Raw genomic sequence first — 22,512 nt, 5'->3', positions numbered from 1 at the left:
ATGTCATCATTTGCTTTCTCCGGTCTCAATCTCGCGATCACGGCTCCGTTCGACTCGAAGGGGCGCATCGACTTCGACCGCTTCCAGGAACTCATCGAGCGGTATTTGGCCGCGGGCGTCGACGGAATCGTATTCAGCTCCGGCACAGGCATGCATGTTTACCTGTCGCCAGATGAATCGAGGTCCCTCATCGAACGTGGCGCGCGCATCGTTGCCGGAAGGGCCAAGGTGATTGCCCAGGCCTCGGCATTGCTCACGGCCGACGTCGTCGAAAGGACGCGGTTTGCAAAGGATTCCGGTGCGAACGGCGTCATGATCCTCCCGCCCTTCTTCGAAGGTCCGTCGGACGACAACAGCGTCTTCGACTTCTACGCCGAGGTTGCCAAGGTCGGATTGCCCATCATTGGATACAATGTGCCCCAGGCGGTCGGTGTACGCATAACGCCGGACCTGCTCCGCAGACTCTGCGAACTGCCCGAATTCCGCGCCGTCAAGGACAGCAGCGGAGACTTGGTCGCGCAGATCAGGCTGATCGGCACCGGCCTGGATGTCATCAACGGCGCCGATCCGCTCGTCCCGTTCTCCCTATTCGCCGGTTGCTCTGGTCTGATCTGGGGCGGCGCGAACATTGCGCCACGCACCAGCGTGGCGATCGTCAGGGCCGCTCGGGAAAAGAGATGGGACGATGTGCAGTCGCTCTGGCTGCTGCTGGAGCCAATCATGTCCCTCCTTTGGGACGGCGAGTATGTTCCAAGCGTGTATGCAGCCGCTGGACTCACAGGGTATGGCTGCGGCAACGCGAGAAAACCGTTCCGTCCCCTTTCGACGGACCGCATTGCGGCGCTTCGGACGGCGCTAGGCGCACTGGTTGAACAAGAAGCGGTATGATGACCAGTAAGACCTTTCGTGCGCGTCGCCTTCCCGCCCATGGCGTGGAGTCCGGCTGGGCGGCGTTGCTCCCTTCGAGGACGCCAACGCCCGAGCTGGATCAGGCCATCACCGTCGATGTCGTCGTCATCGGCGCGGGCTTCGCAGGGTTGGCCGCCGCTGTTCGGCTGGCCGATCTCGACCGGAACCTTTCCGTCGCCGTCATTGATGCCGACGTGGTCGGAAACGGGGCCAGTGGTCGGAACTCCGGCTTCCTCATTGATTTGCCCCATGACATCTCGTCGGGCAATTTCGGGGTGAACGCTGTTGCCAAAAGCCACAACGATATCCTGGTAGCGCGGACGGCCATCCAACATTACGCCCGCCTGGCGGAAGAGCATGGCTGGGACGAGGACGTCTTCGATCCGAGCGGCAAATACAGCGTGGCCATGACCGATGCCGGCACCGAGCACCTTGCAGCATACTCCTTGACGCTCAAGTCGTTGGGCGAACCGAACCAGGTTCTAGGTGCTACGGACATCGCGGAAGTCACGGGCACGCGATGCTTCAAGTCCGGGCTCTTCACGCCCGGTGCGGTCATAGTGCAACCTACAGCGCTGGTGAGGGCCATTGCAGATTTGTTTCAGGAGCCCGTCAGGCTGTTTGAGCGGACGGCCGCGCTGTCCATAAAAGCCTCGTCAAGCGGCTGCACTGTGAAGACTCCCAAGGGGGAAGTCAGGGCAGGGCGGGTGATCCTGGCGACAAACGGCCACGCGGAGAGCTTCGGGTTTGGAAGCGGTGAACTTCTCCACGTCTTCACTTACGCGTCGCTCACCGAGCCGTTCACTTCCTCCGCGCTGGGCGGATACCGCAAATGGGGAGCGACACCGGCGGCGCCGATGGGCACGACTGTACGGCGTATCAATGGGGCCGATGGTGACCGAATTCTTATACGCTCCCGCTACACCTACCACCCGAAGATCGAAGTCGGCGCCGCCTCGATCAAGAGTGCGGGCGACCTCCATGACCGCAAGTTCGCGGACCGCTTTCCTGATCATCGTCACTTGAAGATGCAGTATCGCTGGGCCGGCGCAATGGCGCTCACGCGGAATTCGGTGCCGCTGTTCGGCCAGGTGGCAGACGGCATCTTCGCGGCATGCGCGTGCAACGGCATAGGCGGGACCAAGTCCACCGCCGCGGGCATCGCGACGGCCGAACTCTTGGTTGGGCATCGGTCCAAACTCGGCGAAATATTCCGCTCGTTTGAGAAGCCCCAAGCATTGCCCCCGCGACCGTTCACCGACGTGGGCGCACGATTGAACCTAAAATTCAGAGAATGGCGCGCGGGACGCGAATAGGTCCTCTGAAGGCTGACTTCGCTTCGCGACCCCATGAGTGGGCCGTATCTCAACGGGAGAACAGCCGGCGTGCTGGAAAATGGGAACGGAGACAAGAACATGGCTATTCTTCTGATTGCCGAACACGACAACGCGACGCTTTCCGACCAGACCGCCAAGGCGCTTTCGGCGGCGCTGCAGATCGGTTCGGACGTGCATGCGCTGGTTGCCGGCAAGGGCGCCAAGGGAGCTGCCTATGCCGCCGCCATGCCCAAGGGCGTCAGCAAGGTGCTGCTCGCCGAAGCCGACGAACTGACCGAACGCCTTGCCGAACCACTGGCGACGCTAGTCGTCAGCATAGCCCGCGCCTATGACACATCATTGCGCCGGCGACCTCGTCGGGCAAGAACGTCTCGCCGCGCGTGGCCGCACTACTCGATGTCGCGCAGGTCTCCGAGATCATCGAAGTCATCTCTCCCGACACCTTCGAGCGGCCGAACTATGCCGGTAACGCCATCCAGACGGTGCAGTCGACCGACGCCAAGAAGGTGATCACCGTGCGCACCGCTTCGTTTCCAAGCGCCTCCCAAGGCAATGCGGCTGCCGTCGAGAATATCTCGGCGGCAGCCGACCCGCGTCTATTCATTTTCATTGAAAATCAGCTCTCCGAAACTGACCCTCCGGAGTTGACCTCGGCCAAGATCATCATCTCCGGTGGACGCGCGCTGGGCTCCTCGGAGAAATTGCAGGAGGTCATCCAGCCCGTCGCCGACAAGCTCGGTGCCCCCGTCGGCGCTTCCTGTGCAGCGTTCGATGCCGGCTATGCGCCGAACGACTGGCAGGTCGGCCAGACCGGCAAGGTCGTGGCCCCTGATCTCTACATTGCCCTCGGCATCTCCGGCGCCATCCAGCACCTCGCCGGCATGAAGGATTCGAAGGTCATTGTCGCCATCAACAAGGATGAGGAAGCGCCGATCTTCCTGGTCGCCGACTACGGCCTCGTCGGCGATCGTTTCGTTATCCTGCCCGAGCTCTCCAGATCGATTTGACCCGAAGTACAATGTCTCAACTTCAGATTCTCACTCTAACCTGCGAAGACCGGCCCGGCATCGTCGCGGCCGTCGCAACCGAACTGGCTGTGCTCGGTGCCAACCTTGCTGAGAGCAGCCAATTCTGGGACCGCACCAGCAATCGCTTCTTCATGCGTCTGGCCGTTGAAGGAGACGATTCGCTTTCGACCGCATCAATCGAGCGTGCGCTCAAACGGGCAATCGACCGCTTCGGTTTGTGTGTTCACACCGTCGATGCGCGCCGTAGGCCGAAGATCATCATAATGGTGTCGAAATTCGACCATGCAATGCTTCATCTGCTTTACCAAATCAAGGTCGGTTGGCTGAACGCGGACGTGGTCGCGATCGTCTCTAACCACGAAGACAGCCGTGGGGTCGCCGAGCGGGAGGGCCTCGCCTATCATTACTGGCCGGTATGCAAGGACAACAAGACCGAGCAGGAACAAAGGCTGCTAGGTCTCGTACATGAAACTGGCGCGGATCTCGTAATCCTGGCCCGATACATGCAAGTCCTGTCTGATGACCTGTCAACTCGCCTCTTCGGCAAGATGATCAACATTCATCATTCCTTTCTGCCCTCCTTCAAGGGCGCAAAACCCTATCATCAGGCGTATGAGCGCGGAGTGAAACTTATCGGAGCGACCGCGCATTACGTGACGCCCGACCTCGACGAAGGTCCAATCATAGATCAGGAGACTGAGCGCGTAACGCATGCGATGAGCGCGGAGGATTTCGTGGCGACCGGCCGCGACATCGAAAGCCGGGTCCTTGCACGGGCCGTCAAGCTGCATCTGGAGAGGCGGATTATGCTCAACGGGAATAAAGCAATCGTATTCTCGGCTTAGCGGAGAACGCCGCGATGTGAAAATCTATATCTTCGACCAATCACAAAGGAGAATCGACATGGCACGGCCCCCAATCCCCGGCAATCCAGGCCATACCCCACCGGGCCCCCCCGACTGGGTCCCAGGCCCGCCAGATGGCGTTCCGGGTCGTCCGCCCGGCGTTCCGCCTGGCCCCAAGGACCCACCTCAGCCCCCGGATCGTCCAGTAGGATGACCTGGATAGGCTACGGCGATCTGAAAACAGGTATGCTCCCCCACTGGGAGCATACCTGCGTCGGACGGCTGGATTTCGAACTCCGTGACCTGGCACTCTTCGCCCGAGACTCGCTGCGAATCGACGAAGACCGACTGAAACAGGGGGTGCTCAGCATCGAGTTCGAATGGCCGCTGGCATCCGGGGAAGTCTGCCAGCTTCGCGCAGTTTTCCCCGACAGCTATCCCTTCGTGCGCCCGCAAGTCGCCCTTCGAGGAAACCCGGAAACTTTTCCGCACAAGCATTGCTCACCGACCGACGGCAACCTTTGCCTGTTGGGCCGTGACACAGGACTGTGGTCCATCGAGTGGACATTGGCGAAACTTCTGGAGAAGCAACTCGCCAACGCTCTGAATGGTACGGGCATGGAAGATCCACAGGGCGAACCGATGGAATTCTGGTGGAACGCCTTCGCCCCGGCATTCGATGGCTATGTCGACGGCAGCTATATGTTGATCGACACTGCCTGGAATGTAGGAGCTGAAACGGAGGGCACGTTGCGGTCGTCTTACTCCCTTCAAAAGATGGACGACAAAATTAGATTCCAGGGTGTGGTCGAGGAAATCAAGGCGAAGGACGGGTCCGTTCTAGCTGCCCGGAAATTTCCGCTTCCTCCCGGACTTCAATTGAAGAAGGTAACGGGCATATTTCCGTGGAGGCGCGTAGGTCGTTTCGCGCCGCCATCGCCCGAGGGTTGGCGGAAGGCGCAGGGCCAGCTTACCTTTGGAGGGGACGTGATCAATAGTGGCTCGCCCGCTATTTCGATGTCCGTCACGGTCCAATCGACGGCACTCAGCCACCGTGTTGACGGCGACACCTGGCTATTTCCACTGCGTTACGGACCAGCAAAGTCGTTCCGGGCTGTAAAGCAAGGACGGAGAGGGACCAGCCCCTCCATGATCATAGTTCCCACGCTCCGCGCCGGGGCCTCAGACATCGGCGCCCGAGTTCCATCGGTCGGCATCTTGAAGGAGAAGGTGATTGCCATCTTCGGGATGGGAGCTATTGGTGCCCCAGTTGCGATCGAGCTTGCCCGCAACGGCTGTTCCCATCTCACCGTCATCGACCATGATATCGTCGAACCAGGAAACTCGATCCGATGGCCGCTTGGTGCGACGGCCTGGGGAATGCGAAAGACGACCGCCGTCAAGCACCACGTGGAATCCGAATACCCGAGCGTCGAGGTCGAGGCGATCCATCACACCGTAGGCATAGCCACGGCCGCCGACGGGAACGGAGGAGACCATTCAGTTCTACCGCCGATTTTTGGGAAGGCGGACATCGTCATCGATGCAACGGCCTCTTCCGGAATCTCACGTTTGCTGGCCGATCACTGCAAGTCCGCCGGCAAGCCGATGATCTCTCTTTTCGGGACGCTCTCTTTGAAGGGGGGCGTCGTTGCGGCCTATCAGCCGAAATCCGGCTGTCCAACCTGCCGCGAATTTGCCTATGCGAAAGGTTTGATCGAGAAAGCTCCTGGGTCAGGAGAAATCTCCGCGCTAAATCAGCCGGCTGGATGCGCCGAGTTGACCTTCATTGGGGCTTCATTCGATCTTCATGAATTGTCGCTGGAAGCTGTCCGGTTGACCGTGGACATTCTCTCGCAGCCAGCCGACTTCAAGGAATCCTTGGTCCACACCCTCACATTGCATGACGGCATCAAGCGGGTGCCGCCGTCTTGGCGGGTGGATGGGTTGCCTCCCATGAAGGAATGCGGATGCAACCCATAGTGTGGGTGCCTCGGGCGATCATGCAGGACATGCATATCGATGCCGACCTCTGGTATGATCGGGAAACGGGTGGGACCTTCATGGGATACTGGGCCGAAAGCAACGTTGCCGTCGTAACAGCAATGATCCCGGCCGGGCCCCGAGCATCTCACGAGCGAAGCAGCTTTCTCCCTGATCAAAGCTGGCAACAGGCGGAGATTGCGAAGCACTATGAGCGTTCCGGGAGGTTGGACACGTATCTCGGGGACTGGCACAGCCACCCCGATGCCGTTTCGAACCGCCTGAGCTGGACGGATCGAGTATGCCTGAAAACGATCATAAAAACCCCGACGGCGCGAAATCAAAGGCCCGTCATGATGCTCATGTGCGGCAAACCGGGTGAGTGGTCTTTGCACTCTTGGTTCTGCCAACTGCGGACCAAGTTATTTCTCTTTGAATTTCTGGATGAGAGAGAAGCGACTATCGAAGCCTACACGAGCCCCTCTTCTGAAACAGGCGAGGAGATCGTAAGAGCTTAATCAAGATTCTGGCCGACACAGGATGAGGGGGAGATGAATTTTACGCATTGCGATTTGGGGCAGTGTTCTCGCGGTCAGAGGGCCGAGATCACGTTCACGTCGGGAGCCAATCTAAGCTTGCTGGATTTGACGAGCTGCAGCAATTACGGGCGCGGAGAACGACCTCAGTATATTGGCCGGCTTGCGAAGCAGCCAGTCCGCCTGCAGGTTCCCAAGTCGGTGCATTGGCATGTAGCCGTCGATATGCAGGGGCTTGAAGGCAGCACTTGTTCCAGCATCAGGAAATTGCCCGGGCCTCTACCCGAATTGCGCGAAGCTCTGTGTTCTGTTCCGTCCCTGGTCAGGGATAGTTCGCCGCCGGGAACATCCACAGACGGGAATCGCCAGTACGAGGTGTTCATCTCCCATGCTTCCGAAAGATAAGGATGATGTCGTCCGTCCACTGGCGCTGAATGATGGACTCGCAGTCTGGTCTGACGGATTGGAGCTTCGGATCGGTAACAGCCTCAGGCGGATCGATCAGGGATTAGCGAACAGCCATTTCGGCGTGGTCGCTTTGTCAGAGCCGTTCGAAAGGCTGGACGTACTACGAACTCGACGGAATCGCCGCTCGGTCTGTCAAACGGGAGCAACAGCTTCTACCCACCTGGCATAAGTCGCCTAAAGCACTCCTACCAACACGCCTGACGATTTCCGACCTGATCGCGTCGGTTATAGCTGCATAGGAATACAATGGTCGCGTTGCCGATCACCGGTCGAAATTGTCAAAGGCGAACACTCGCACGGCCCGTCATTTTGTTGGGTTCGGTGACCCGATTTCGGCCCGCCCGCTGCTCTCCACCAATGCGCTTCGCACTCTCGAACTGCTCCATCAGCACCTTCTTGTGTTGGGAGGCTGCCGTAGCATTTCGGACAAAAACGTCCGAGATCGCCGCGTAGCTACCGCTGGCGAGCTAATAATATGCGCGACCGTCGCGGCATTTGTAAAGAAGGTTAGCCCGGCCAGTTTGAGAGGTCGGCTTACGATGGGGTCTACAGGCCGGGTGGCGCACAGCAGAGAGATGAAGGGAGTGAGTCAGAACAATGAGGAAGAACAATGAGGAAGGACATGCGAATTGTCTTCGAGACATTCCTGGAAAAGTTGTCGGTAAGTGTCGATGAGGGTGATTTTCGCGGAGCCTTGGCCGATGTCGCCTCAGGTCTGGATCTATTCACCTTTGCCTACTTCTCCTTACCGCCGTGGTCTAATGGCAAGCCCATGCTGATCTCGAATTATCCGGCGCTCTGGACAGCGCGCTATCTTGAGAACCGGTATCAGAATGTCGACCCGGTCATTTTACGTGCAAGCTATGGCGAATCCACATTTCGATGGGGATTTGACCTAAAGAGTTTTGATCTGTCCGCGCCTCAGCTTAGGTTTTTCGAGGAAGCAGCGCAGTTCGGCATCCGCTGCGGCGTGACGATCCCGATCATTGATGGCCGCGACAATTTTGCGGCTATGACCTTTGCCGCTGACAAGCCCGATCCTGCATACTTTCGCGTGGCCGATCGCTACGAGCAAGGTCTTCCGTTTTTCGCGAGCTGTTTTCATACGTTCGTCCGCTGCAGACTGTCGGGTGATCGAAGAATTGGCGGTGTGTTGTTGACGCCGCGTGAATACGAGTGCCTGCAGTGGGCGGCGCGCGGCAAGTCCGCCCGAGATACAGGCGGCATCCTGGAGATCTCGCGGTACACGGCTGAGTTCCATCTGGCAAACGTCCGCAAGAAGCTTGGCGTGACAACCACCCGACAGGCGATTACGCGTCTGGCGGCTTCAGGCTTTTCGCTTCCTGATAAGTCGGCTTGACCTCCGGAACTGCACAGGCTGCGCTTTCTTGAAGGATCGTTTCCAATGGCGAGGAAATGTTTCCCGCCATTGGAGGCCTTTGATGATCCAGCTTATTGCGCCTGAGTGCTACGACGACTTTGCTGACGGACTGCATGCAATGCATCGGCTTCGATTTCGCGTCTTCAAGGAACGCCTAGGCTGGGACGTGCAGGATAATGGCGGCTATGAAATCGATTCCTTTGACGCGCTCAGACCGCACTACCTGTTGTTGCGCGGTTTCGAGGGCCGGGTGGAGGGTTGCGTTCGCCTTCTGCCCTCAGCGGGCCCGACCATGATTCGCGATACCTTTCCGATGCTGTTGGAAGGAAGGGCTGCACCTGAGGATCCGAGCGTGTGGGAAAGCAGCCGTTTTGCGCTCGACATAGCTTCATCTGGGCAAAAGGGGGCGGGCGGTATCGCTCTCGGCACATATGAGCTCTTCGCCGGCATGATCGAGTTCGGCCTCTCACGCCGGCTCAGCCACGTCGTCACGGTCACCGACTTGCGCATGGAGCGCATTCTTCGTCGCGCCGGCTGGCCCCTCGAGCGGATCGGCAACCCGCACACGATCGGCGCGACACGCGCACTGGCGGGCTACCTCGAAGTGTCGAAAGCGACACTTCATGCGGTGCGACAAAACAGCGGTATCGACAGTCCGGTGCTATGGGCGCCGGTGCTTCGCCGGGTGGCGTGAATGTGACGCCCGGCAGGAGAGCACAGTCATGTCCACGTCTCTTGCGACGGACGCCGATCTGCCCGACTGGTGGAATGATAGGTCATACGACTATGCCGCTCAGCTGACGCTGCGTGGCTGGGCTTGGGAGTTTTTGCGGCGCAATCCGGTATTTCAGCATGATGTGCTTGCTGCGCGCCGGCAGGCCAACAGTTTGCCGCATGGAACCACCGTCGAGGTGATCGCGTCGGCCGGCAACCTGTCGCGCTGGGGTGTTTCGTTTCGCTGAATCTTACGGGCGCAGTGCGACTGTGTTTTGGTGTCCCCGCCGGTGTCCAAGCGTGCTGCCTGTCATTGCGGAACGGCGATTTGCGTCATCGACGATATCGTCGTTCGAGCTGGCGGCATTGCCATGTCGTGCTGCAGTCCTGCTGATGCCCGACGAGAGCCAGGAGGTTCTTCTTCGCGATGCGGAGCGCAGCCTCCAGCTTGCTGTTTCGGGAGCGGATGTCCTGCACCCTGTTTACCTCCGCACCGAGGCGATCTGGCCGGCAGCACTTTCGAAGCATCGTCTGTTAGCGCTGGAGTGCCTCAATGCCCTTTGTGCCTACGGAAAACTGCCCGCGCGCTTGTTTCCGCCAGAAAGACGCGGGCCCCGATTGAACTTCGTCCTCCGCGCGCTCGATGGCGCGCTTGCCGGAGCATCACATCGCGAAATCGCCGAAGCGCTGGTCGGCCAAGCGCGCGTGCGGTCCGACTGGAAGGATCCTCAAGATCACCTGCGCGATCGTATCCGGCGCGCCGTCTCACGTGGCCGTGCGCTAATGAACGGCGAATATCTGAATTTCCTTCTTTGAAGAGCATGAGATCCGCGCTGTGCGTCAGCCGGCGAACAGTTCCTTGTAGCCGGTCGTCACCATCCAATTAGCACGGTCGATATGGCTGCGGAGGGCCTTTTTGGCGCGGACCGGTTCAATGGACGGGTCAATGCCGAGAATGCGATTGGCCATCTCCTCCTCGCTGGCATTGTCGGCACAGGCATCCAGGATACGCAGATAGATCGTGAAATGCTGCCTGTCGTAGGCCGTCAGGGTCTCCGACCATGGGACTTCGTCGGCAATCGGCGTGATCGATTTGGGCTGTAACATCGCTGATTATACCTCCGCAAAACGGCCTCCGCGAAGCCCTCCGCCAGCGGATTGGGATACTCAATGTGGATTACATATTTTAGTTGATAAACTCAAGCTGCCTAATCCGCTGGCTATCGTGCATGGATATGCGCAGATTGGTCGGACGGAATGTGCAGAGGATCAGGCTAAGGAAGCGTCTGACGCAGGAGCAGCTTGCCGAGATTTCCGGGTTCAGCCAGCAGTACATCAGCGGCTTGGAGAAAGGACGAAGAAATCCGACGATCATCACGATCTATGAACTGGCATTGGCCCTCGACGTCAGCCACACGGATCTGGTTCGGCCCGACAAACAGGCCTGACCCACCCGACTTCCTTAATTGCTACGGGCCCACGCGCCTCCCAGCGCGCGCCGGCTGCTCGTGAACCCCCGGTCTTCTTCGGCAGGCTTCAGCGATCTTGCGCCGTTCGGCTTCGCGCCCCCGGCGCGGGGCAGCCTGTCGGCTGCTACTGGCAAGTACCTGGTCGGGCGCAGGCGGGGACGCCCACTCTTAACAACGGCTTCTTCAAGTATTCCCGACAATCGGCTGCTGTGCGTTGGATGGTAATCGCATAAAGTTGATCAGAACGTTCCTCCGATTCGGACACCTCCCGCCCAGCCCCGCCTGGGGGTCACAAGGCCCCACCCCTCTAATGATCCGGGTCGACTCGCCCGTGCAGCGTGGAAAGGGCGCACGAGGCGCCCTTCATTTCCGATCAGCTATCAGCAGCCGCCTTCACCTTTCGTTGTTAGAAGCGGTAGGTGACACCTGCGCCTATCAACCAGGGATCGAGCTCCGCCTTTCCCGTCAGCTTCGCGCCGTCCACCGTGACGTCGAAGTCTGGCTTGAGGAAAAGCTTCTTCACGTCGAAGTTGACGCCCCAGTGCTGATCCACCATGTAGTCGAACCCGACCTGCAGCGCGGTGCCGAACGTGTTCTTAACCTTGAGAGCATCGGCGCTGCCGGCATCCTGGTTATAGAATATCGTGTAGTTCACGCCGGCGCCGACATAGGGCTTGAAAGCGCCGAGATCGGTAAAATGATACTGCAATGTGAGCGTAGGCGGCAGCAGCCAAACCTTGCCGATATTGCCCAGCCCGCGGATCGTTCCTTGCCCCTCGATGTTCGCATAGGTGGTGCCGAGTATAAGCTCGGCGGCGATGTTGTCCGTGAAGAAATAGGAGATATCGAGTTCCGGCGTCACCGTGTCCGAATAGGAAAGACCAGAGCCGGGCACCGCATTGACGTAACCCGAATCCTCAGTAATGACCCCCAACGCACGCAGCCGGATCTGCCAAGGGCTTGGCGCTTCCGTGACGGAGGCTCCTGCCTGCGGGACGCTCGCCGCTTGCGCAAGGTCCGCCGCGACGGCCTGCTGTCCCATCACGATGAGGACAACGGCCGCTGTTACTCCCCGCGCCGCGCGCATTTGGTTTCTCGCCATGATACTCTCTCCTTGCTCTTCAGAAATGTGGACTGAACTACGAAAAGTCTTGCTCGAATTGCTTGGGATTGCCGCGGCGCTCATGCGCAGTTTGCGGGCACCGCGCACACATCATTTGCGCCGTGCTCGCAATCACCGACCTGTACTCACTTAGAAGTAGGCGGGCTAACCAAAGGCCTGCAGCTTTGCGGCCGTCTTACGCGCGTGGCCCGGGTGAACGCACGCCCGCTTCGTGGTGGAGAGCAGGATCGGCGGATAGCGGCAAGAGTGGTCCCGGCGCCACAGTGCGCGCGGAATTCCGGCATCCTGCCAGAAATTGTAGAGGTACTGACCGCGGCGCGTGATCAGGGGAACCTTGTCAGGACGGTCGAAGATCGCTGTCAGGGCGTCGTGCTCGCGATCGAACTGTGTTCCACCGAGGTGCCCCAGGGTCCTGGCCGACTGGCTGGCGGCCCAGGCAAGTGTCGGTTCTCCTTCTACATCTTCGAGCCAAAGATAGGGATCATCGTCCGGGGCATTCAGCGTTTGGCGGAAATCGAATACGGTCATGTCCGGATAACGTGAAGAATGATGTCGACTGGAAAACAGCCGCAACGTCCTGTCGGCTCGGAAAGGCCCAGTTTTCGCGGCTGCGACCGCATGTTCGGCGAGCTTGATCATGGCATGATTTCTCCTCAGTCCTTGCCGCAGCGCGTTTGCGGATAGCCTTGCACGTGTCGTGCCAAACGATAAAATCGTTTCACAACAATGACATGGCTCTAATTGCGGTGTGTCTCATGTCTGACTTTGTCGAAGACCCGACAACGAGTGCAGACGTGACCGCCTGATAGAACCTCCTGTGCGAGCTCGGTGGGCACTGCGGAATAGGCAGTGAAGCTCACCCCGAAACTGGCCGAGCTTCGGACCGACATCGGCGACGGGGCGATCGACGACCAATACGTCGCCGGTGTCGGGCGCGGCACAGCCTGAGGACTCCGCGGCGGTGATCATCGAATAACTGCGTTTACGATGGCTCATCGTGGGCCACCGGTCGGCGCGCAAAAGACTGCTTTGCGGCCTCATCCCTCCGCCTGGATTGAGTCGCAGGGACCGAATGGCGCACGTGCTTTTTGAACCGGCAGAGTGGTCATAACGCAATTGTCTTCCGGCTATCTTTACAGAGATTCGATAATCCAGTTGGTGAAGGTCCCAGATCTAGCCGCAGTTTTGACCATCTGCCGGGCGTGTTGGTCCTCGAACTGTTGCGGGCTGAGATAGCCGAGCGCTGAGTGCAATCGGCGGGTGTTGTAAACCTCATCAATGAAGCGGGGAAGGTCCTCAGCGACGTCGGCGAAGGTTTTCGTAGGCCATCGGATAGACGGCTTCGACCTTCATCGTCTTCATGAAGCTTTCCGCTTTCGCATTATCGTAGGGATTGCCGCGCCGGCCCATCGATCCAATAAGATCGTGCTCGGCGAGAACGTTGCGGTAGAGGAGTGCGGCATATTGCGAGCCTCGGTCCGAGTGATGGACGCAGCCCGGCGGGGGTTTTCGTCGTTCGATTGCCGCCTTCAATGCTGCAACGGTCAAGCGCGCGTCGATCGACCGACCGATGGCGTAACCAACGACCTTGCGTGACCAGGCATCCAAAATGACCGCGACGTAGACGAAGCCCACCGCAATCGTCACGTATGTTATGTCGCTCACCCAGAGCTGGTTCGGGCCGTCGGGTGTCACGTTCTTCGCCAAGTTCGGGAAGATCGGCAACTCGTGATCGCTGTCCGTAGTGGCGATGAAGCGCCGCCTGATCCTGGGCTGCAGATCGTGCTCGCGCATCAACCGTCTGACCTTCTTGTGGTTGACGACGATGCCGCGCTGCCGCAGCGCCGCCTGCATGCGGCGATAGCCGTAAGCTTCGAAGCTGTCGGAGATCTCACCCATCGTCTCGACGAGCGCTGTGTCATCCACGGCGGTTTCGGGCTGATCGTAGTAGGTTGATCGCGCGATCCCCATCAGCCGGCATCCTTCAGCGATGGAGACATCGCCGGGCCGGTGATCACGGATGTAGTCCCGCTTCTCGGACGTGGTGCGCTTTTCAGAGCCCCCTTTAGAAACTCAATTTCCAAGGCTTGCCGGCCTACCAGCCGCTCCAGCGCTGCGATCCGCGCCTCATAGGTCTGCATCGTGTCGGCCGCCGCCACGTCTTCGTCGAAGGAGCCGGCCTCGTATTTCTGAACCCAGATGCGGATCAGGTTACGCGGCAGTTCGTGCCGCTTGGCGAGACCATGCAGCGTCTCGCCGGACAGGAACTCCTGTGCTACCTGACGTTTGAACTCGATGCTGTGCGTGCGATAAGTCACCATGGGCTTCCATCCTTCGAAAGCCCGGCTTCCAAGTCAATTCTGCTTGTTCATCCTGTCCGGCCCGAGGGGCGCACTCCAATCGGGGGTCAGTTTTGGAAGCCGTTTGACAACCTCCGAGGATGTCGGGATCGAGCCAGCGCAACGGCACGATAGGGCGAAGGATCTGGCAGCTCTTGCAACTGTCGACCTCGATGGGAGAAGGCATATCGCGATCTGTCCGGCAGAGACACCAGGTTCTGCACTGTCGGGCCATGAAGACTTCGTGCTGGTCTCCATGAGAGAAGTATTCTGGTGCAGAAGGTGCCCGACTAGCTATTCGGAAGACGACAGGGACGTGCAAATCGGGCGTCGCCGTGAGGCGTTCCCCCTCAATGTCGGATTTCCGACAGGATCGTAAATCCGCCAACCCATTGTTTAATAAAATTTCCTTCTCTGGCACGGCCCATGCATGGGACTCTGCGAACGCATCAGCGAGACGTCGTCCATGATCATGCGCACCGAAAATGCCGTCGCCGCAGTGAAAACCGCGCTCTCGCCTGCCATCAAGCCGCCGAAAGGCCGGCGCGTCATGGTCGAGGCGGGCGATTGCGCCGGCTTCAAACACCTTAATGGGCCTGGAAAGCTCCTCGCGTGACGGCGACGCGGGCATCCAGACGGGCGGAAAGGACATACGTCGTTGCCCCACGTCGCCGGCATGACCCGTCGATTGTCACCGCGCTGGAATGCTCGGGTCTACATTCGAATACCCGAACGCGCTGGACAAATTCTCGCAAATCCCGGTCGGGACCGGGGCTCGAAAACGTCCGCGAGGGGCCCAATGGCTATGGCCGAAACTAGCCGCGAACAAGCCGCGAACAAGCCGCCTAGTGGGAAGATTCTATAGGAGGAAAGCAAGTGGAGTTATCTTGCGTTGGAGTGGGTGCTGGGCCGTCCAATTTGAGCCTTGCGTGTCAGATACACGAGCAAGTTGGGCAAGGGGCACTGTTCCTGGATCGGCAGGTCGACTTCCGCTGGCATCCAGGTATCGCATTCGATTCCTCAGAGCTCCAGGTCAGCCACTTCAAGGATCTGGTCACGCTGGTGAATCCGCGATCAGCCTACACTTTCGTAAACTACCTGTACGAGAACGGGCGTCTGTACCACTTCCTGAACGCACAGTTCGAGGCTGTGTTCAGAGCTGAGTTTGAGCAGTACCTGAACTGGGCCTTCCACAGGAACCCACTTGTCCGTGGCGGCGAGACCGTGCACGAAATCCGCTTTGACGGCGAGTTTCGGGTGCGGACCGATAACGCGGTTCTCGGCGCCAGAAACGTCGTGGTCGGCATTGGCAAGCAGGCGCAAATTCCGCCTCAGTTTCAGGGCTGGATTGGACGCAACCTGTTCCACTCATCTGTTTTACTGCACATCCACCCTGAGGTGCGGAGAAAGCATGTCTGCGTGGTCGGCGGAGGCCAGTCGGGAGCCGAGGTGATGTTGCATCTTATCGGCCTGCCGAAAGAACGGCGGCCTGCCTCGATCACTTGGGTCTCGCAGCGCGAAAACTATCTGCCTCTGGACAACAGCCCGTTCACAAACGAGTTGTTCATGCCCTGCTTTTCGGATCGTTTCGCGGCGATGAGCGAGTCGCAGCGTAAGCTGCTCCTGCGGCGTTTCGTGCTTGCCTCGGACGGCATTTCGGAAAGCACGTTGCGCGCGATCTATCAGGCGCTGTACCGCCACGCATTTTTCGAGCCAAACCGATCCGACATCACACTGCGGCCGGGCTGCACCGTCTCGCACTGCATCAACGCCGGCGCGGGTAACAGGCTGACCCTGCAGCACGGCATGGTCGAGGTCGAAGAAGTCACGGCTGACATCGTCATCCTGGCCACCGGTTACGAGAACGCGGTGCCAGACTTCTTGGAACCCATCGCGCACCGGCTGGAGCAGATCGACAATGAATTAGCTATTCGCGAGGATTTTTCGGTGAGCTGGGACGGACCGCATGACAGACGCATCTTCGTACAAAACGCGAGCCTCGGTCAGCGCGGCCTGGCCGATCCGAACCTAAGCCTGCTAGCCTGGCGCGCGCGCCGCATCCTCGATAGCCTTCTTGGGCGCGCGCCATGCGCGAAGCCCGAGCATCCTGGCTTCATCAGCCATACCTCGATCGAGAGCTGGCCCGACCCCGTGGCCGAAGAAATGGGCAGCGGGATATGACTCGTAGACTTTTGGTCATCGGCGGTGGCATCCTAGGAATGATGTCCGCCTCCGCTGCGGCGAAGGCCGGAGGCTTCTCCGGCTTCTCCGAAATCATCGTGACCGAACAAGCCCTTGGACCAAGCGGCGCATCGCATTATTCTGGGGGCGTGCATTTCCCCTACGGTTGTCAAGACCATACCAGGTCGCTCACTCGAAAGAGCGCCGTGGTCTTGATGGCCATGGTTGGGTCGGCGGTCAGCGGATGGTGCCGGCCTTTAGCGATGCGTGTCGTAGCTGGACCGGGTGAAGCGATTGATCCGGCCCAGCTTACGGAACCCCTGGACCCGGCTGAGCCTGACATAGGCAGTCTCGCGCCGAGCTTCTGCGGACAATATCCGCCGGAGCGGAACGCACTTAGCATCGCCGTCCCACATGACGTGAGTCCGTCTCCGTGGACCCGCAACTTGACCAGCGCCCGACTGCCCTAATTGGGATGTCCGACCAACCAGTCTTTCCAACAGGAGGCTTTTCGCATGTTGACTGATGCACAAAGAGAAAAGTGGCAGAAAGACGGATACGTCAGGCTCGAAAGGTTCTTCGCTCCAGCGGCTCAGGAAGATATCTCTACTTTTGTCGAAGATATGTCACGCTGGGATGTCAGCGATGATAAATGGCTCATGTGGTTCGAGAAGACGACGGACAATCGAAAGATCATCTCCAAGATCGAGAATTTTCTCGACTTCCATGATCCATTGCGTTGTTTGCTCTTAGAAGATCAGCGCATAAAGTCAGCGGTCGAGGATTTGCTTGGTGAAGATTCGCGCAGGCTCAAGGAGTTGCTGATTTTTCACTACCCCGACAGCGGCGGCTATCTCCCGCATCAGGACATTTATCACATTCCACACAAACTCCCCGGCCGGATGGTCCATGCGGTGGTTGCCATAGGCATCGACGACTCCGACCCGGAAAACGGCGGGCTTTTCTTCAGCCCCGGCAACCACAAGAAGGGGGTGTTTCCCATGGATGCCGGTGGGGTGATCGATCCTCAAGTCGCCGAAATGTTCTCCTGGGAACCCATAGCATGGAAGGCTGGCGACATCTTCATCTTCGACGATTACGCACCGCACTACTCACGACCGAACAAAAGCAATCGTTCGCGGCGGACACTCTACTTGGTGTTCCAGCGTGCTTCAACCGGTGGACCGACCCGCGCTGAATATAACGTGCTTAAGCGCGCCCTTAACCCGCCCGAGGGCAAAGTGGCCGATCTCGACAAACTCAAGCCCCCAAATGGAATTTTCTATCGCTATTGAGCTCACGCAGCCAGGCGGAGGCATGCACACGAAACTGATCGACCGCTCAAAAATGCGCGGAGAGTATGGCGTTCTGATTTGCGGGCTCGCGGAGCATCGACCGCAGCCCGTTACGACGCTTCGGCACGTGGATTGTGGAGGTGGTCGCAGGCCGGTCTTCTATGACGCCTACAGCCCGACTGGCGCCCCCCTCGTCGCCCGCCTGGCGGCCCAGAGTCGCATTATCCTGGCCGGGGCCGCCAACGGGTTGGGCTGCCGCTTCTCTGCGCAACTTGCACAAGAGGCTGTTGCGTTGGCAGCCGAAGATCCCACTGCTTCAACAGCTCAGGTTCGTTGTCATGCGCAAATACACGTTTTCTCGAACGGAGCTGTCGCGGGCGTTCGGTATCGACATGGCCACGCTCGGAACGGGAAGCGTCGGGACGGGTTTTTCGTTCGGTAGGCTGGCACCGGGCGCTACATCCGAGCCCCATCGGCACGACGAAATCGAGGCCTTCGTGGTCCTGTCTGGCGCGGGCAAGGTCACTACCGACCGTGGGGAAATCTCGGTCGAGGCGGGCGATGTCGTTCTGTTCCACCCTTTTGAAGCGCATGTGCTGCGCAACGACGGAAACGAAGACCTAGACTTCGTCGATGTCTACTGGCGAGACGGCGAGGCCGCCCTTGATGCCGCTGCAAAGATCACGGCTCCACGCGGGCCGATCTTCGTCTTCTCCACGCCGCCAACGCCAAATGGCGATCTGCATCTGGGGCATCTTTCTGGCCCCTATTTCGGCGCCGACGTCTATACTCGTTTCCTGCGCATGAAAGGGGTAGAGGCCTACCACCTGACAGGAAGCGACGATTACCAGAGCTATGTCACTATACGCGCCGATGCCGATCAATCGACGCCTGCAAACGTGGCGCGCTACTACGCCGACGAGATTCGCGCCGCGCTTGCACTTCTCGATTGTGACGTCCACAGCTTCCAACCCACAATGGGCGATGACGGTTACGGCGAGTTTCAAGCCGCGTGTTTCCGCAGTCTTCTGAGCAGTACGGCGGTAGATCTGCGCCAGAGCCCTGCGCTTTTCGATGCTGTGACAGGCCACTATCTTTACGAGCCGGATGTTAGCGGCCTCTGCCCCGATTGCGGCGGCTCCGCTGGTGGCAACATCTGCGAGGAATGCGGCGCCCCAAACCTTTGCCACGACTTGGGTGCAGCCCGGTCACGGCAGTCTGCCGAGGCGCCGCTGGTCGGCTCCGTCCGCCGCCCGGAACTTGCCTTGGACCGATGCTACGACAATATCGACCGGCATCTAAGGGCGTCGGGCGTCCCGCTACGGATCTTGGATCTCTTCGCGCGCCTACGCCGACGCGGCAACTTTTCAGTGCCCATTACCCACCCCTCGGACTGGGGCCTGCCGGCCGAAGGGTTCCCGGGGCAAGTGATCTGGGTCTGGCCGGAAATGGCCTTCGGTTTTCTTTACAACATCCAGGCGCTCGGCCGCTTGCTGGGTCGCGACTGGAAGGCGGAGATGCCCGGCAACGACTGGCAGATTGTCCATTTCTTCGGCTTCGACAATTCCTTCTACCACGCGCTACTCTACCCCGCTCTTTACGCCGAGGTCTTCTCCCACTGGACGCCACGCATCCACTATCACGTCAACGAGTTCTACCTGCTCGACGGCAAGAAGTTCTCAACCAGCTGCCGCCATGCGGTCTGGGGCAAGGAGGTTCTGAGCCCAAAGACAGTCGACGTCGTGCGCCTCCATTTGGGCCTGACACGCCCGGAAGGTGAGCGGACGGATTTCACGCTGGCCGCGCTGCGCCGCACCGAGAACGAGGTGTTCCAAGGGATTTGGCTGAACTGGCTTGATGCGTTGAACCAGGAAATCCAGCAGGATTTTGGCGGCCATGTACCCGATGCAGGCGACTGGAGCCCGGCCGACCGCGCCTTCTTTGCTCGGATAGAGATCTATCGCGCGGCGATGGAACGCGCCTATTCGGACGAAGGCTTCTCGCTCCGGCGCGCGGCCGCTCAGGTCTGCGATTTCGTGCGCGATTGCGTGATCTACCGTCGGGCGCAAGACTATGCGGCGGCGCGACGTTTCTATCCCGCCCGCAATCGGACTTCGCTAGCCCTTCAGACGACGGCCGCTGCGATCCTGGCACCGACACTCGCTCCGCTGATGCCCCGATTCGCCAGAACGCTGGCGCGAGGCATCGATGGCGTCTCAGACGAAACATGGCCCCGGTCCGTCCAGCGCCTTGCGCCCGGGACGCGCTTTGATCTCGGACCCGTGTTGGTGTTCTACGCCAAATCCGGCAATCCTCATCTCGATGAGGAGGAAGCACTATGAGCCCAAAGGTGCACCAGTGAGCTATCCCAATCTCGACCAGATCTGCGCGGCAATCAAAGCCGATGATGCCAAATATCTTTACTCGCTGTCACTGGCGACCGAAGCCGCTATCAGACGGTAGAGACCAGATTGGCGGACCTGAACCAACGCATCGTCGACACCCTGGCCCGCGCCTTCGAGGACCGCTCGGCCGATCGCTTCCCAGCCCTTGCTGTTTCGTGCCGCAAATGCCGTGTGGGCTCGACTGCGCTGACCAACCTCTTCGGCATCGCGGGATTTCCGTCCTCCAGCCGGTCAAGACTGTCATGCGGTTCGAGGCGCTTGGTCAACCTGGCGCGCCCTGGATCGTGCGCCGATCACCGGAAATGTCGAATGCGAATGCCTGCCTGATGGTATCTTCGATTCTGTCCGAGCCTGTACTGGCGCGGCAGTCGGCCGAAGAACAACTGAGCTACTGACAATCGGAAGGTAGCAGGTTCAAAATTCTGCCCCAGAAACCGGATATTGCGCACAACCAGCGTTCACGATCGCGATGGTGCACAAGCTTCCAACCATACCCGCGCAACGACAGCCCGTCGCCTGAAGATACTCGGCGAGGGCCGCCAAATCCCTCGCAAGCGTATCCTCCGTCACATGCACGCCGTCTTCGCCGACAATGCAGACGCTTGTCTCGTCGAGAGATAAGTCCAGCCAGGATCCTCCTTCAGGATTGCGTGTTTGCTCGGGTACGGAGCCGCCCCTCAGTTCCCAATCGAGGAGCGATCCTACAATTCACATATGTGGAGATCGCTCGCTAGGTTACCCGGTCTGTGAACCCTGCAAGCCGAAAATTCAGATGCCGCCCATGCAGAGATATTTCATTTCGAGGTAGTCCTCGAGGCCATGGCGGGATCCCTCCCGCCCGATGCCGGACTGTTTTATCCCACCGAACGGCGCCGCTTCTGAAGACATCCGGCCGGTATTTACCCCGACCATTCCATATTCCAAGGCCTCGGCCACACGCCAGACACGCTTCAGGTTGGAGGCATAAAAGTAGGCCGCGAGGCCGTAGATCGTGTCGTTGGCCTCACGCACGACCTGATCCGCATCTTTGAAGCGAATAATCGGGGCCAGCGGCCCGAATGTCTCTTCTTGCGCGACGGTCATCTCGCTGGAGACACCGGTCAGGACTGTCGGTTGGAAAAACGTGCCATTCGTGCCGATGCGTTTGCCCCCGCATCAAATTGCGCCGCCTTTGGCGACGGCATCGGCAATATGGGATTCGATCTTGGCCAAAGCGCGCTTGTCGATGAGCGGTCCGAAGTCCACTCCGGGAGCGAAACCGTCACCAACTTGAAGTTGGCGAGCCCGTTGCACGAATTTCTCGACGAACTCGTCGTGAACGCCCGACTGGACGTAAAGGCGGTTCGCCGAAACGCAGGTCTGGCCGGCATTGCGGAACTTCGCCTGGATCGCACCGTCAACCGCGGCATCGATATCGGCATCATCGAAGACGATGAAAGGTGCATTGCCGCCGAGCTCAAGGCTGACTTTTTTGATCTGGTCCGAGCACTGGCGCATGAGAAGGCGCCCGATCTCAGTCGACCCGGTGAAGCTGATCTTGCGGACCTTGGGATTGGTACAAAGTTCGCGGCCGACCGCGTCACCTTCGGACGCATAGATCAGGTTGACGACGCCCTCGGGAAAGCCAGCCTGATGGGCGAGGGCGAACATTGCTCCCGCCACGAGCGGCGTCTGTTCAGCGGGCTTGAGGACGATCGTGCAGCCCGCCGCCAAGGCTGGCGAGATTTTGCGCGCCACCATCGAGGCCGGGAAATTCCATGGCGTTATCGTGCCAACAACTCCGATGGGCTGCTTGATTACCAGCATTCGGCGGTCCATCGATGGTGCGGAGATCGTCTCGCCATAGACGCGATTGGCCTCCTCGGCGCGACACCCATGTCGGGTAGTTCTGCCAGCACTTCGCCAGTCGACGGGTTGAGGACCTCGAATGTCCGCTCGCTAGTCCGCGTGCCAAGTGCCGGCAGGCGATCAATGGGTCCAAACAGGTCAGGGGATCTCAGGTGACGGATCATCGGCAGGCACAGGGGCAATACCGGATTCCTCCTCAACGCAGCAGGTATATATAGCAGGTGCGGTGTGTACTCCGCGAGGTCCGGGTTCCTTATAGGGCCTCGGCCAGACAGCTGGTAGACCACGGTACCCAACTGGAAAAGGAGAATACCTGAATACGCTAGAAGATGCCTCGCGGTTCTACTAGTCGAACGATTGAACAACGGACATCGGCTTCGCCAGCCGCGCGGAGTGGATGCTGGTGGCCTGCGCCTACAATCTGCGGACCACGAATCGGCGACTCTATCGACTCGAAGAGAGGCTGGCCTGAGGAGGAGCGCACCCCAATAATGACGCCTGAACCGGCAAATGCCTGGCAAGGCCCGCGAAAACCGATCCTCGCGGCTTTAAACAGATCCCGTTTAGCGGGCGAGCGCCCGCAAGATGAGAAAGAGGATGGAGAGGAACAGGGTGGCGAAGGCGCGCCGAGGGAAGACCGGCCGGCGCATT

Annotated in this window: 20 protein-coding genes and 2 pseudogenes; 16 read left to right on the top strand and 6 right to left on the bottom strand. The window is 59.4% G+C overall.

Translation table 11 applies throughout. The features are described from left to right. From NKG95_RS22855 to NKG95_RS22805, 11 genes and pseudogenes are all read left to right on the top strand, one after another. Nucleotides 1–888 carry a dihydrodipicolinate synthase family protein gene (locus tag NKG95_RS22855; RefSeq protein ID WP_353042654.1) on the top strand — a complete coding sequence of 296 codons (888 nt, stop codon included), beginning with the start codon at nucleotides 1–3 and terminating at the stop codon, nucleotides 886–888. Next, complete coding sequence (locus tag NKG95_RS22850; protein WP_502913975.1) at nucleotides 888–2,225, top strand: NAD(P)/FAD-dependent oxidoreductase; 1,338 nt, start codon at nucleotides 888–890, stop codon at nucleotides 2,223–2,225. The genes NKG95_RS22855 and NKG95_RS22850 overlap by 1 nt, the downstream gene beginning before the upstream one ends. 99 nt (nucleotides 2,226–2,324) lie before the next feature. Beyond that, nucleotides 2,325–3,253: pseudogene (locus NKG95_RS22845) on the top strand (electron transfer flavoprotein subunit alpha/FixB family protein). An 11-nt stretch (nucleotides 3,254–3,264) separates the two neighbouring features. After that, a complete protein-coding gene (gene purU, locus NKG95_RS22840; protein ID WP_353042614.1) occupies nucleotides 3,265–4,119 on the top strand; it encodes a formyltetrahydrofolate deformylase in 855 nt (284 codons plus the stop codon). A 210-nt stretch (nucleotides 4,120–4,329) separates the two neighbouring features. Beyond that, nucleotides 4,330–6,102 carry a ThiF family adenylyltransferase gene (locus NKG95_RS22835; protein ID WP_353042613.1) on the top strand — a complete coding sequence of 591 codons (1,773 nt, stop codon included), beginning with the start codon at nucleotides 4,330–4,332 and terminating at the stop codon, nucleotides 6,100–6,102. Then, nucleotides 6,090–6,620: a Mov34/MPN/PAD-1 family protein gene (locus NKG95_RS22830; protein WP_353042612.1), complete on the top strand. Its 531-nt coding sequence runs from the start codon at nucleotides 6,090–6,092 to the stop codon at nucleotides 6,618–6,620. The genes NKG95_RS22835 and NKG95_RS22830 overlap by 13 nt, the downstream gene beginning before the upstream one ends. A 33-nt stretch (nucleotides 6,621–6,653) precedes the next feature. After that, complete coding sequence (locus NKG95_RS22825; protein WP_353042611.1) at nucleotides 6,654–7,043, top strand: DUF1883 domain-containing protein; 390 nt, start codon at nucleotides 6,654–6,656, stop codon at nucleotides 7,041–7,043. 685 nt (nucleotides 7,044–7,728) lie between these two features. Continuing rightward, nucleotides 7,729–8,466 carry a helix-turn-helix transcriptional regulator gene (locus NKG95_RS22820; protein WP_502913978.1) on the top strand — a complete coding sequence of 246 codons (738 nt, stop codon included), beginning with the start codon at nucleotides 7,729–7,731 and terminating at the stop codon, nucleotides 8,464–8,466. Between the two features lie 82 nt (nucleotides 8,467–8,548). Then, nucleotides 8,549–9,181 carry an acyl-homoserine-lactone synthase gene (locus NKG95_RS22815; protein ID WP_352567485.1) on the top strand — a complete coding sequence of 211 codons (633 nt, stop codon included), beginning with the start codon at nucleotides 8,549–8,551 and terminating at the stop codon, nucleotides 9,179–9,181. Between the two features lie 28 nt (nucleotides 9,182–9,209). Continuing rightward, nucleotides 9,210–9,449 carry a transcriptional regulator domain-containing protein gene (locus NKG95_RS22810; protein WP_352876321.1) on the top strand — a complete coding sequence of 80 codons (240 nt, stop codon included), beginning with the start codon at nucleotides 9,210–9,212 and terminating at the stop codon, nucleotides 9,447–9,449. Between the two features lie 52 nt (nucleotides 9,450–9,501). Then, nucleotides 9,502–10,017 carry a DUF2285 domain-containing protein gene (locus NKG95_RS22805; protein WP_352876318.1) on the top strand — a complete coding sequence of 172 codons (516 nt, stop codon included), beginning with the start codon at nucleotides 9,502–9,504 and terminating at the stop codon, nucleotides 10,015–10,017. Nucleotides 10,018–10,041: 24 nt separating this feature from the next. On the opposite strand, the gene NKG95_RS22800 is transcribed toward NKG95_RS22805, so the two are convergent. Then, the gene (locus tag NKG95_RS22800; RefSeq protein WP_353042609.1) at nucleotides 10,042–10,308 is read right to left on the bottom strand and encodes a DNA -binding domain-containing protein; all 267 of its coding nucleotides are present in this window, start codon (nucleotides 10,306–10,308) and stop codon (nucleotides 10,042–10,044) included. A 122-nt stretch (nucleotides 10,309–10,430) separates the two neighbouring features. Between NKG95_RS22800 and NKG95_RS22795 the strand changes: the two genes are divergently transcribed. Then, the gene (locus tag NKG95_RS22795) at nucleotides 10,431–10,649 is read left to right on the top strand and encodes a helix-turn-helix transcriptional regulator (protein WP_023755980.1); all 219 of its coding nucleotides are present in this window, start codon (nucleotides 10,431–10,433) and stop codon (nucleotides 10,647–10,649) included. A 427-nt stretch (nucleotides 10,650–11,076) separates the two neighbouring features. On the opposite strand, the gene NKG95_RS22790 is transcribed toward NKG95_RS22795, so the two are convergent. The 4 genes from NKG95_RS22790 to NKG95_RS22770 all read right to left on the bottom strand — a co-directional run bounded on the left by NKG95_RS22790 (nucleotide 11,077) and on the right by NKG95_RS22770 (nucleotide 14,114). Next, on the bottom strand, nucleotides 11,077–11,757 hold the full coding sequence (locus tag NKG95_RS22790; RefSeq protein WP_353042653.1) for an OmpW/AlkL family protein: 681 nt from the start codon (nucleotides 11,755–11,757) through the stop codon (nucleotides 11,077–11,079). Between the two features lie 180 nt (nucleotides 11,758–11,937). After that, entirely contained in the window at nucleotides 11,938–12,432 is a 495-nt protein-coding gene (locus NKG95_RS34350) for a hypothetical protein (protein ID WP_502913974.1), read from the bottom strand. 657 nt (nucleotides 12,433–13,089) lie between these two features. Beyond that, a complete protein-coding gene (locus tag NKG95_RS22775; RefSeq protein ID WP_353042651.1) occupies nucleotides 13,090–13,785 on the bottom strand; it encodes an IS3 family transposase in 696 nt (231 codons plus the stop codon). Continuing rightward, complete coding sequence (locus tag NKG95_RS22770; protein ID WP_352612007.1) at nucleotides 13,764–14,114, bottom strand: transposase; 351 nt, start codon at nucleotides 14,112–14,114, stop codon at nucleotides 13,764–13,766. Before NKG95_RS22770 ends, NKG95_RS22775 begins: the two co-directional genes overlap by 22 nt. 484 nt (nucleotides 14,115–14,598) lie before the next feature. Between NKG95_RS22770 and NKG95_RS22765 the strand changes: the two genes are divergently transcribed. From NKG95_RS22765 to NKG95_RS22750, 4 genes are all read left to right on the top strand, one after another. Then, nucleotides 14,599–14,748 carry an iron-sulfur cluster assembly accessory protein gene (locus NKG95_RS22765; protein WP_352672529.1) on the top strand — a complete coding sequence of 50 codons (150 nt, stop codon included), beginning with the start codon at nucleotides 14,599–14,601 and terminating at the stop codon, nucleotides 14,746–14,748. Between the two features lie 260 nt (nucleotides 14,749–15,008). Further along, nucleotides 15,009–16,313, top strand: coding sequence for a lysine N(6)-hydroxylase/L-ornithine N(5)-oxygenase family protein (locus NKG95_RS22760; RefSeq protein WP_353042608.1), 1,305 nt, complete (start codon nucleotides 15,009–15,011; stop codon nucleotides 16,311–16,313). A gap of 515 nt (nucleotides 16,314–16,828) precedes the next feature. Continuing rightward, nucleotides 16,829–17,608, top strand: a complete 780-nt coding sequence (locus NKG95_RS22755; RefSeq protein ID WP_353042607.1) for a phytanoyl-CoA dioxygenase family protein — start codon at nucleotides 16,829–16,831, stop codon at nucleotides 17,606–17,608. A gap of 338 nt (nucleotides 17,609–17,946) precedes the next feature. Further along, nucleotides 17,947–19,950, top strand: coding sequence for a class I tRNA ligase family protein (locus NKG95_RS22750; RefSeq protein ID WP_353042606.1), 2,004 nt, complete (start codon nucleotides 17,947–17,949; stop codon nucleotides 19,948–19,950). 831 nt (nucleotides 19,951–20,781) lie between these two features. Here the strand turns inward: NKG95_RS22750 and NKG95_RS22745 are convergent. Continuing rightward, a pseudogene (locus NKG95_RS22745) lies at nucleotides 20,782–22,043 on the bottom strand (NAD-dependent succinate-semialdehyde dehydrogenase). Nucleotides 22,044–22,512 lie beyond the last annotated feature (469 nt).

The sequence above is a fragment of the Mesorhizobium sp. M1423 genome, assembly GCF_040317575.1.
GTDB lineage: Bacteria > Pseudomonadota > Alphaproteobacteria > Rhizobiales > Rhizobiaceae > Mesorhizobium.
Note: the sequence above shows the minus strand (reverse complement) of the source record. Positions and strands in the feature narration are given on the sequence as shown.

Excerpts from the sequence above, each read along its gene's own strand:
- NKG95_RS22855 (WP_353042654.1), top strand. The coding sequence starts at position 1 with ATGTCATCATTTGCTTTCTCCGGTCTCAATCTCGCGATCACGGCTCCG.
- NKG95_RS22850 (WP_502913975.1), top strand. The coding sequence starts at position 888 with ATGACCAGTAAGACCTTTCGTGCGCGTCGCCTTCCCGCCCATGGCGTG.
- purU (WP_353042614.1), top strand. The coding sequence starts at position 3,265 with ATGTCTCAACTTCAGATTCTCACTCTAACCTGCGAAGACCGGCCCGGC.
- NKG95_RS22835 (WP_353042613.1), top strand. The coding sequence starts at position 4,330 with ATGACCTGGATAGGCTACGGCGATCTGAAAACAGGTATGCTCCCCCAC.
- NKG95_RS22830 (WP_353042612.1), top strand. The coding sequence starts at position 6,090 with ATGCAACCCATAGTGTGGGTGCCTCGGGCGATCATGCAGGACATGCAT.
- NKG95_RS22825 (WP_353042611.1), top strand. The coding sequence starts at position 6,654 with ATGAATTTTACGCATTGCGATTTGGGGCAGTGTTCTCGCGGTCAGAGG.
- NKG95_RS22820 (WP_502913978.1), top strand. The coding sequence starts at position 7,729 with ATGCGAATTGTCTTCGAGACATTCCTGGAAAAGTTGTCGGTAAGTGTC.
- NKG95_RS22815 (WP_352567485.1), top strand. The coding sequence starts at position 8,549 with ATGATCCAGCTTATTGCGCCTGAGTGCTACGACGACTTTGCTGACGGA.
- NKG95_RS22810 (WP_352876321.1), top strand. The coding sequence starts at position 9,210 with ATGTCCACGTCTCTTGCGACGGACGCCGATCTGCCCGACTGGTGGAAT.
- NKG95_RS22800 (WP_353042609.1), bottom strand. The coding sequence starts at position 10,308 with ATGTTACAGCCCAAATCGATCACGCCGATTGCCGACGAAGTCCCATGG.
- NKG95_RS22795 (WP_023755980.1), top strand. The coding sequence starts at position 10,431 with ATGGATATGCGCAGATTGGTCGGACGGAATGTGCAGAGGATCAGGCTA.
- NKG95_RS22790 (WP_353042653.1), bottom strand. The coding sequence starts at position 11,757 with ATGCGCGCGGCGCGGGGAGTAACAGCGGCCGTTGTCCTCATCGTGATG.
- NKG95_RS34350 (WP_502913974.1), bottom strand. The coding sequence starts at position 12,432 with ATGATCAAGCTCGCCGAACATGCGGTCGCAGCCGCGAAAACTGGGCCT.
- NKG95_RS22770 (WP_352612007.1), bottom strand. The coding sequence starts at position 14,114 with ATGGTGACTTATCGCACGCACAGCATCGAGTTCAAACGTCAGGTAGCA.
- NKG95_RS22765 (WP_352672529.1), top strand. The coding sequence starts at position 14,599 with ATGATCATGCGCACCGAAAATGCCGTCGCCGCAGTGAAAACCGCGCTC.
- NKG95_RS22755 (WP_353042607.1), top strand. The coding sequence starts at position 16,829 with ATGTTGACTGATGCACAAAGAGAAAAGTGGCAGAAAGACGGATACGTC.
- NKG95_RS22750 (WP_353042606.1), top strand. The coding sequence starts at position 17,947 with ATGCGCAAATACACGTTTTCTCGAACGGAGCTGTCGCGGGCGTTCGGT.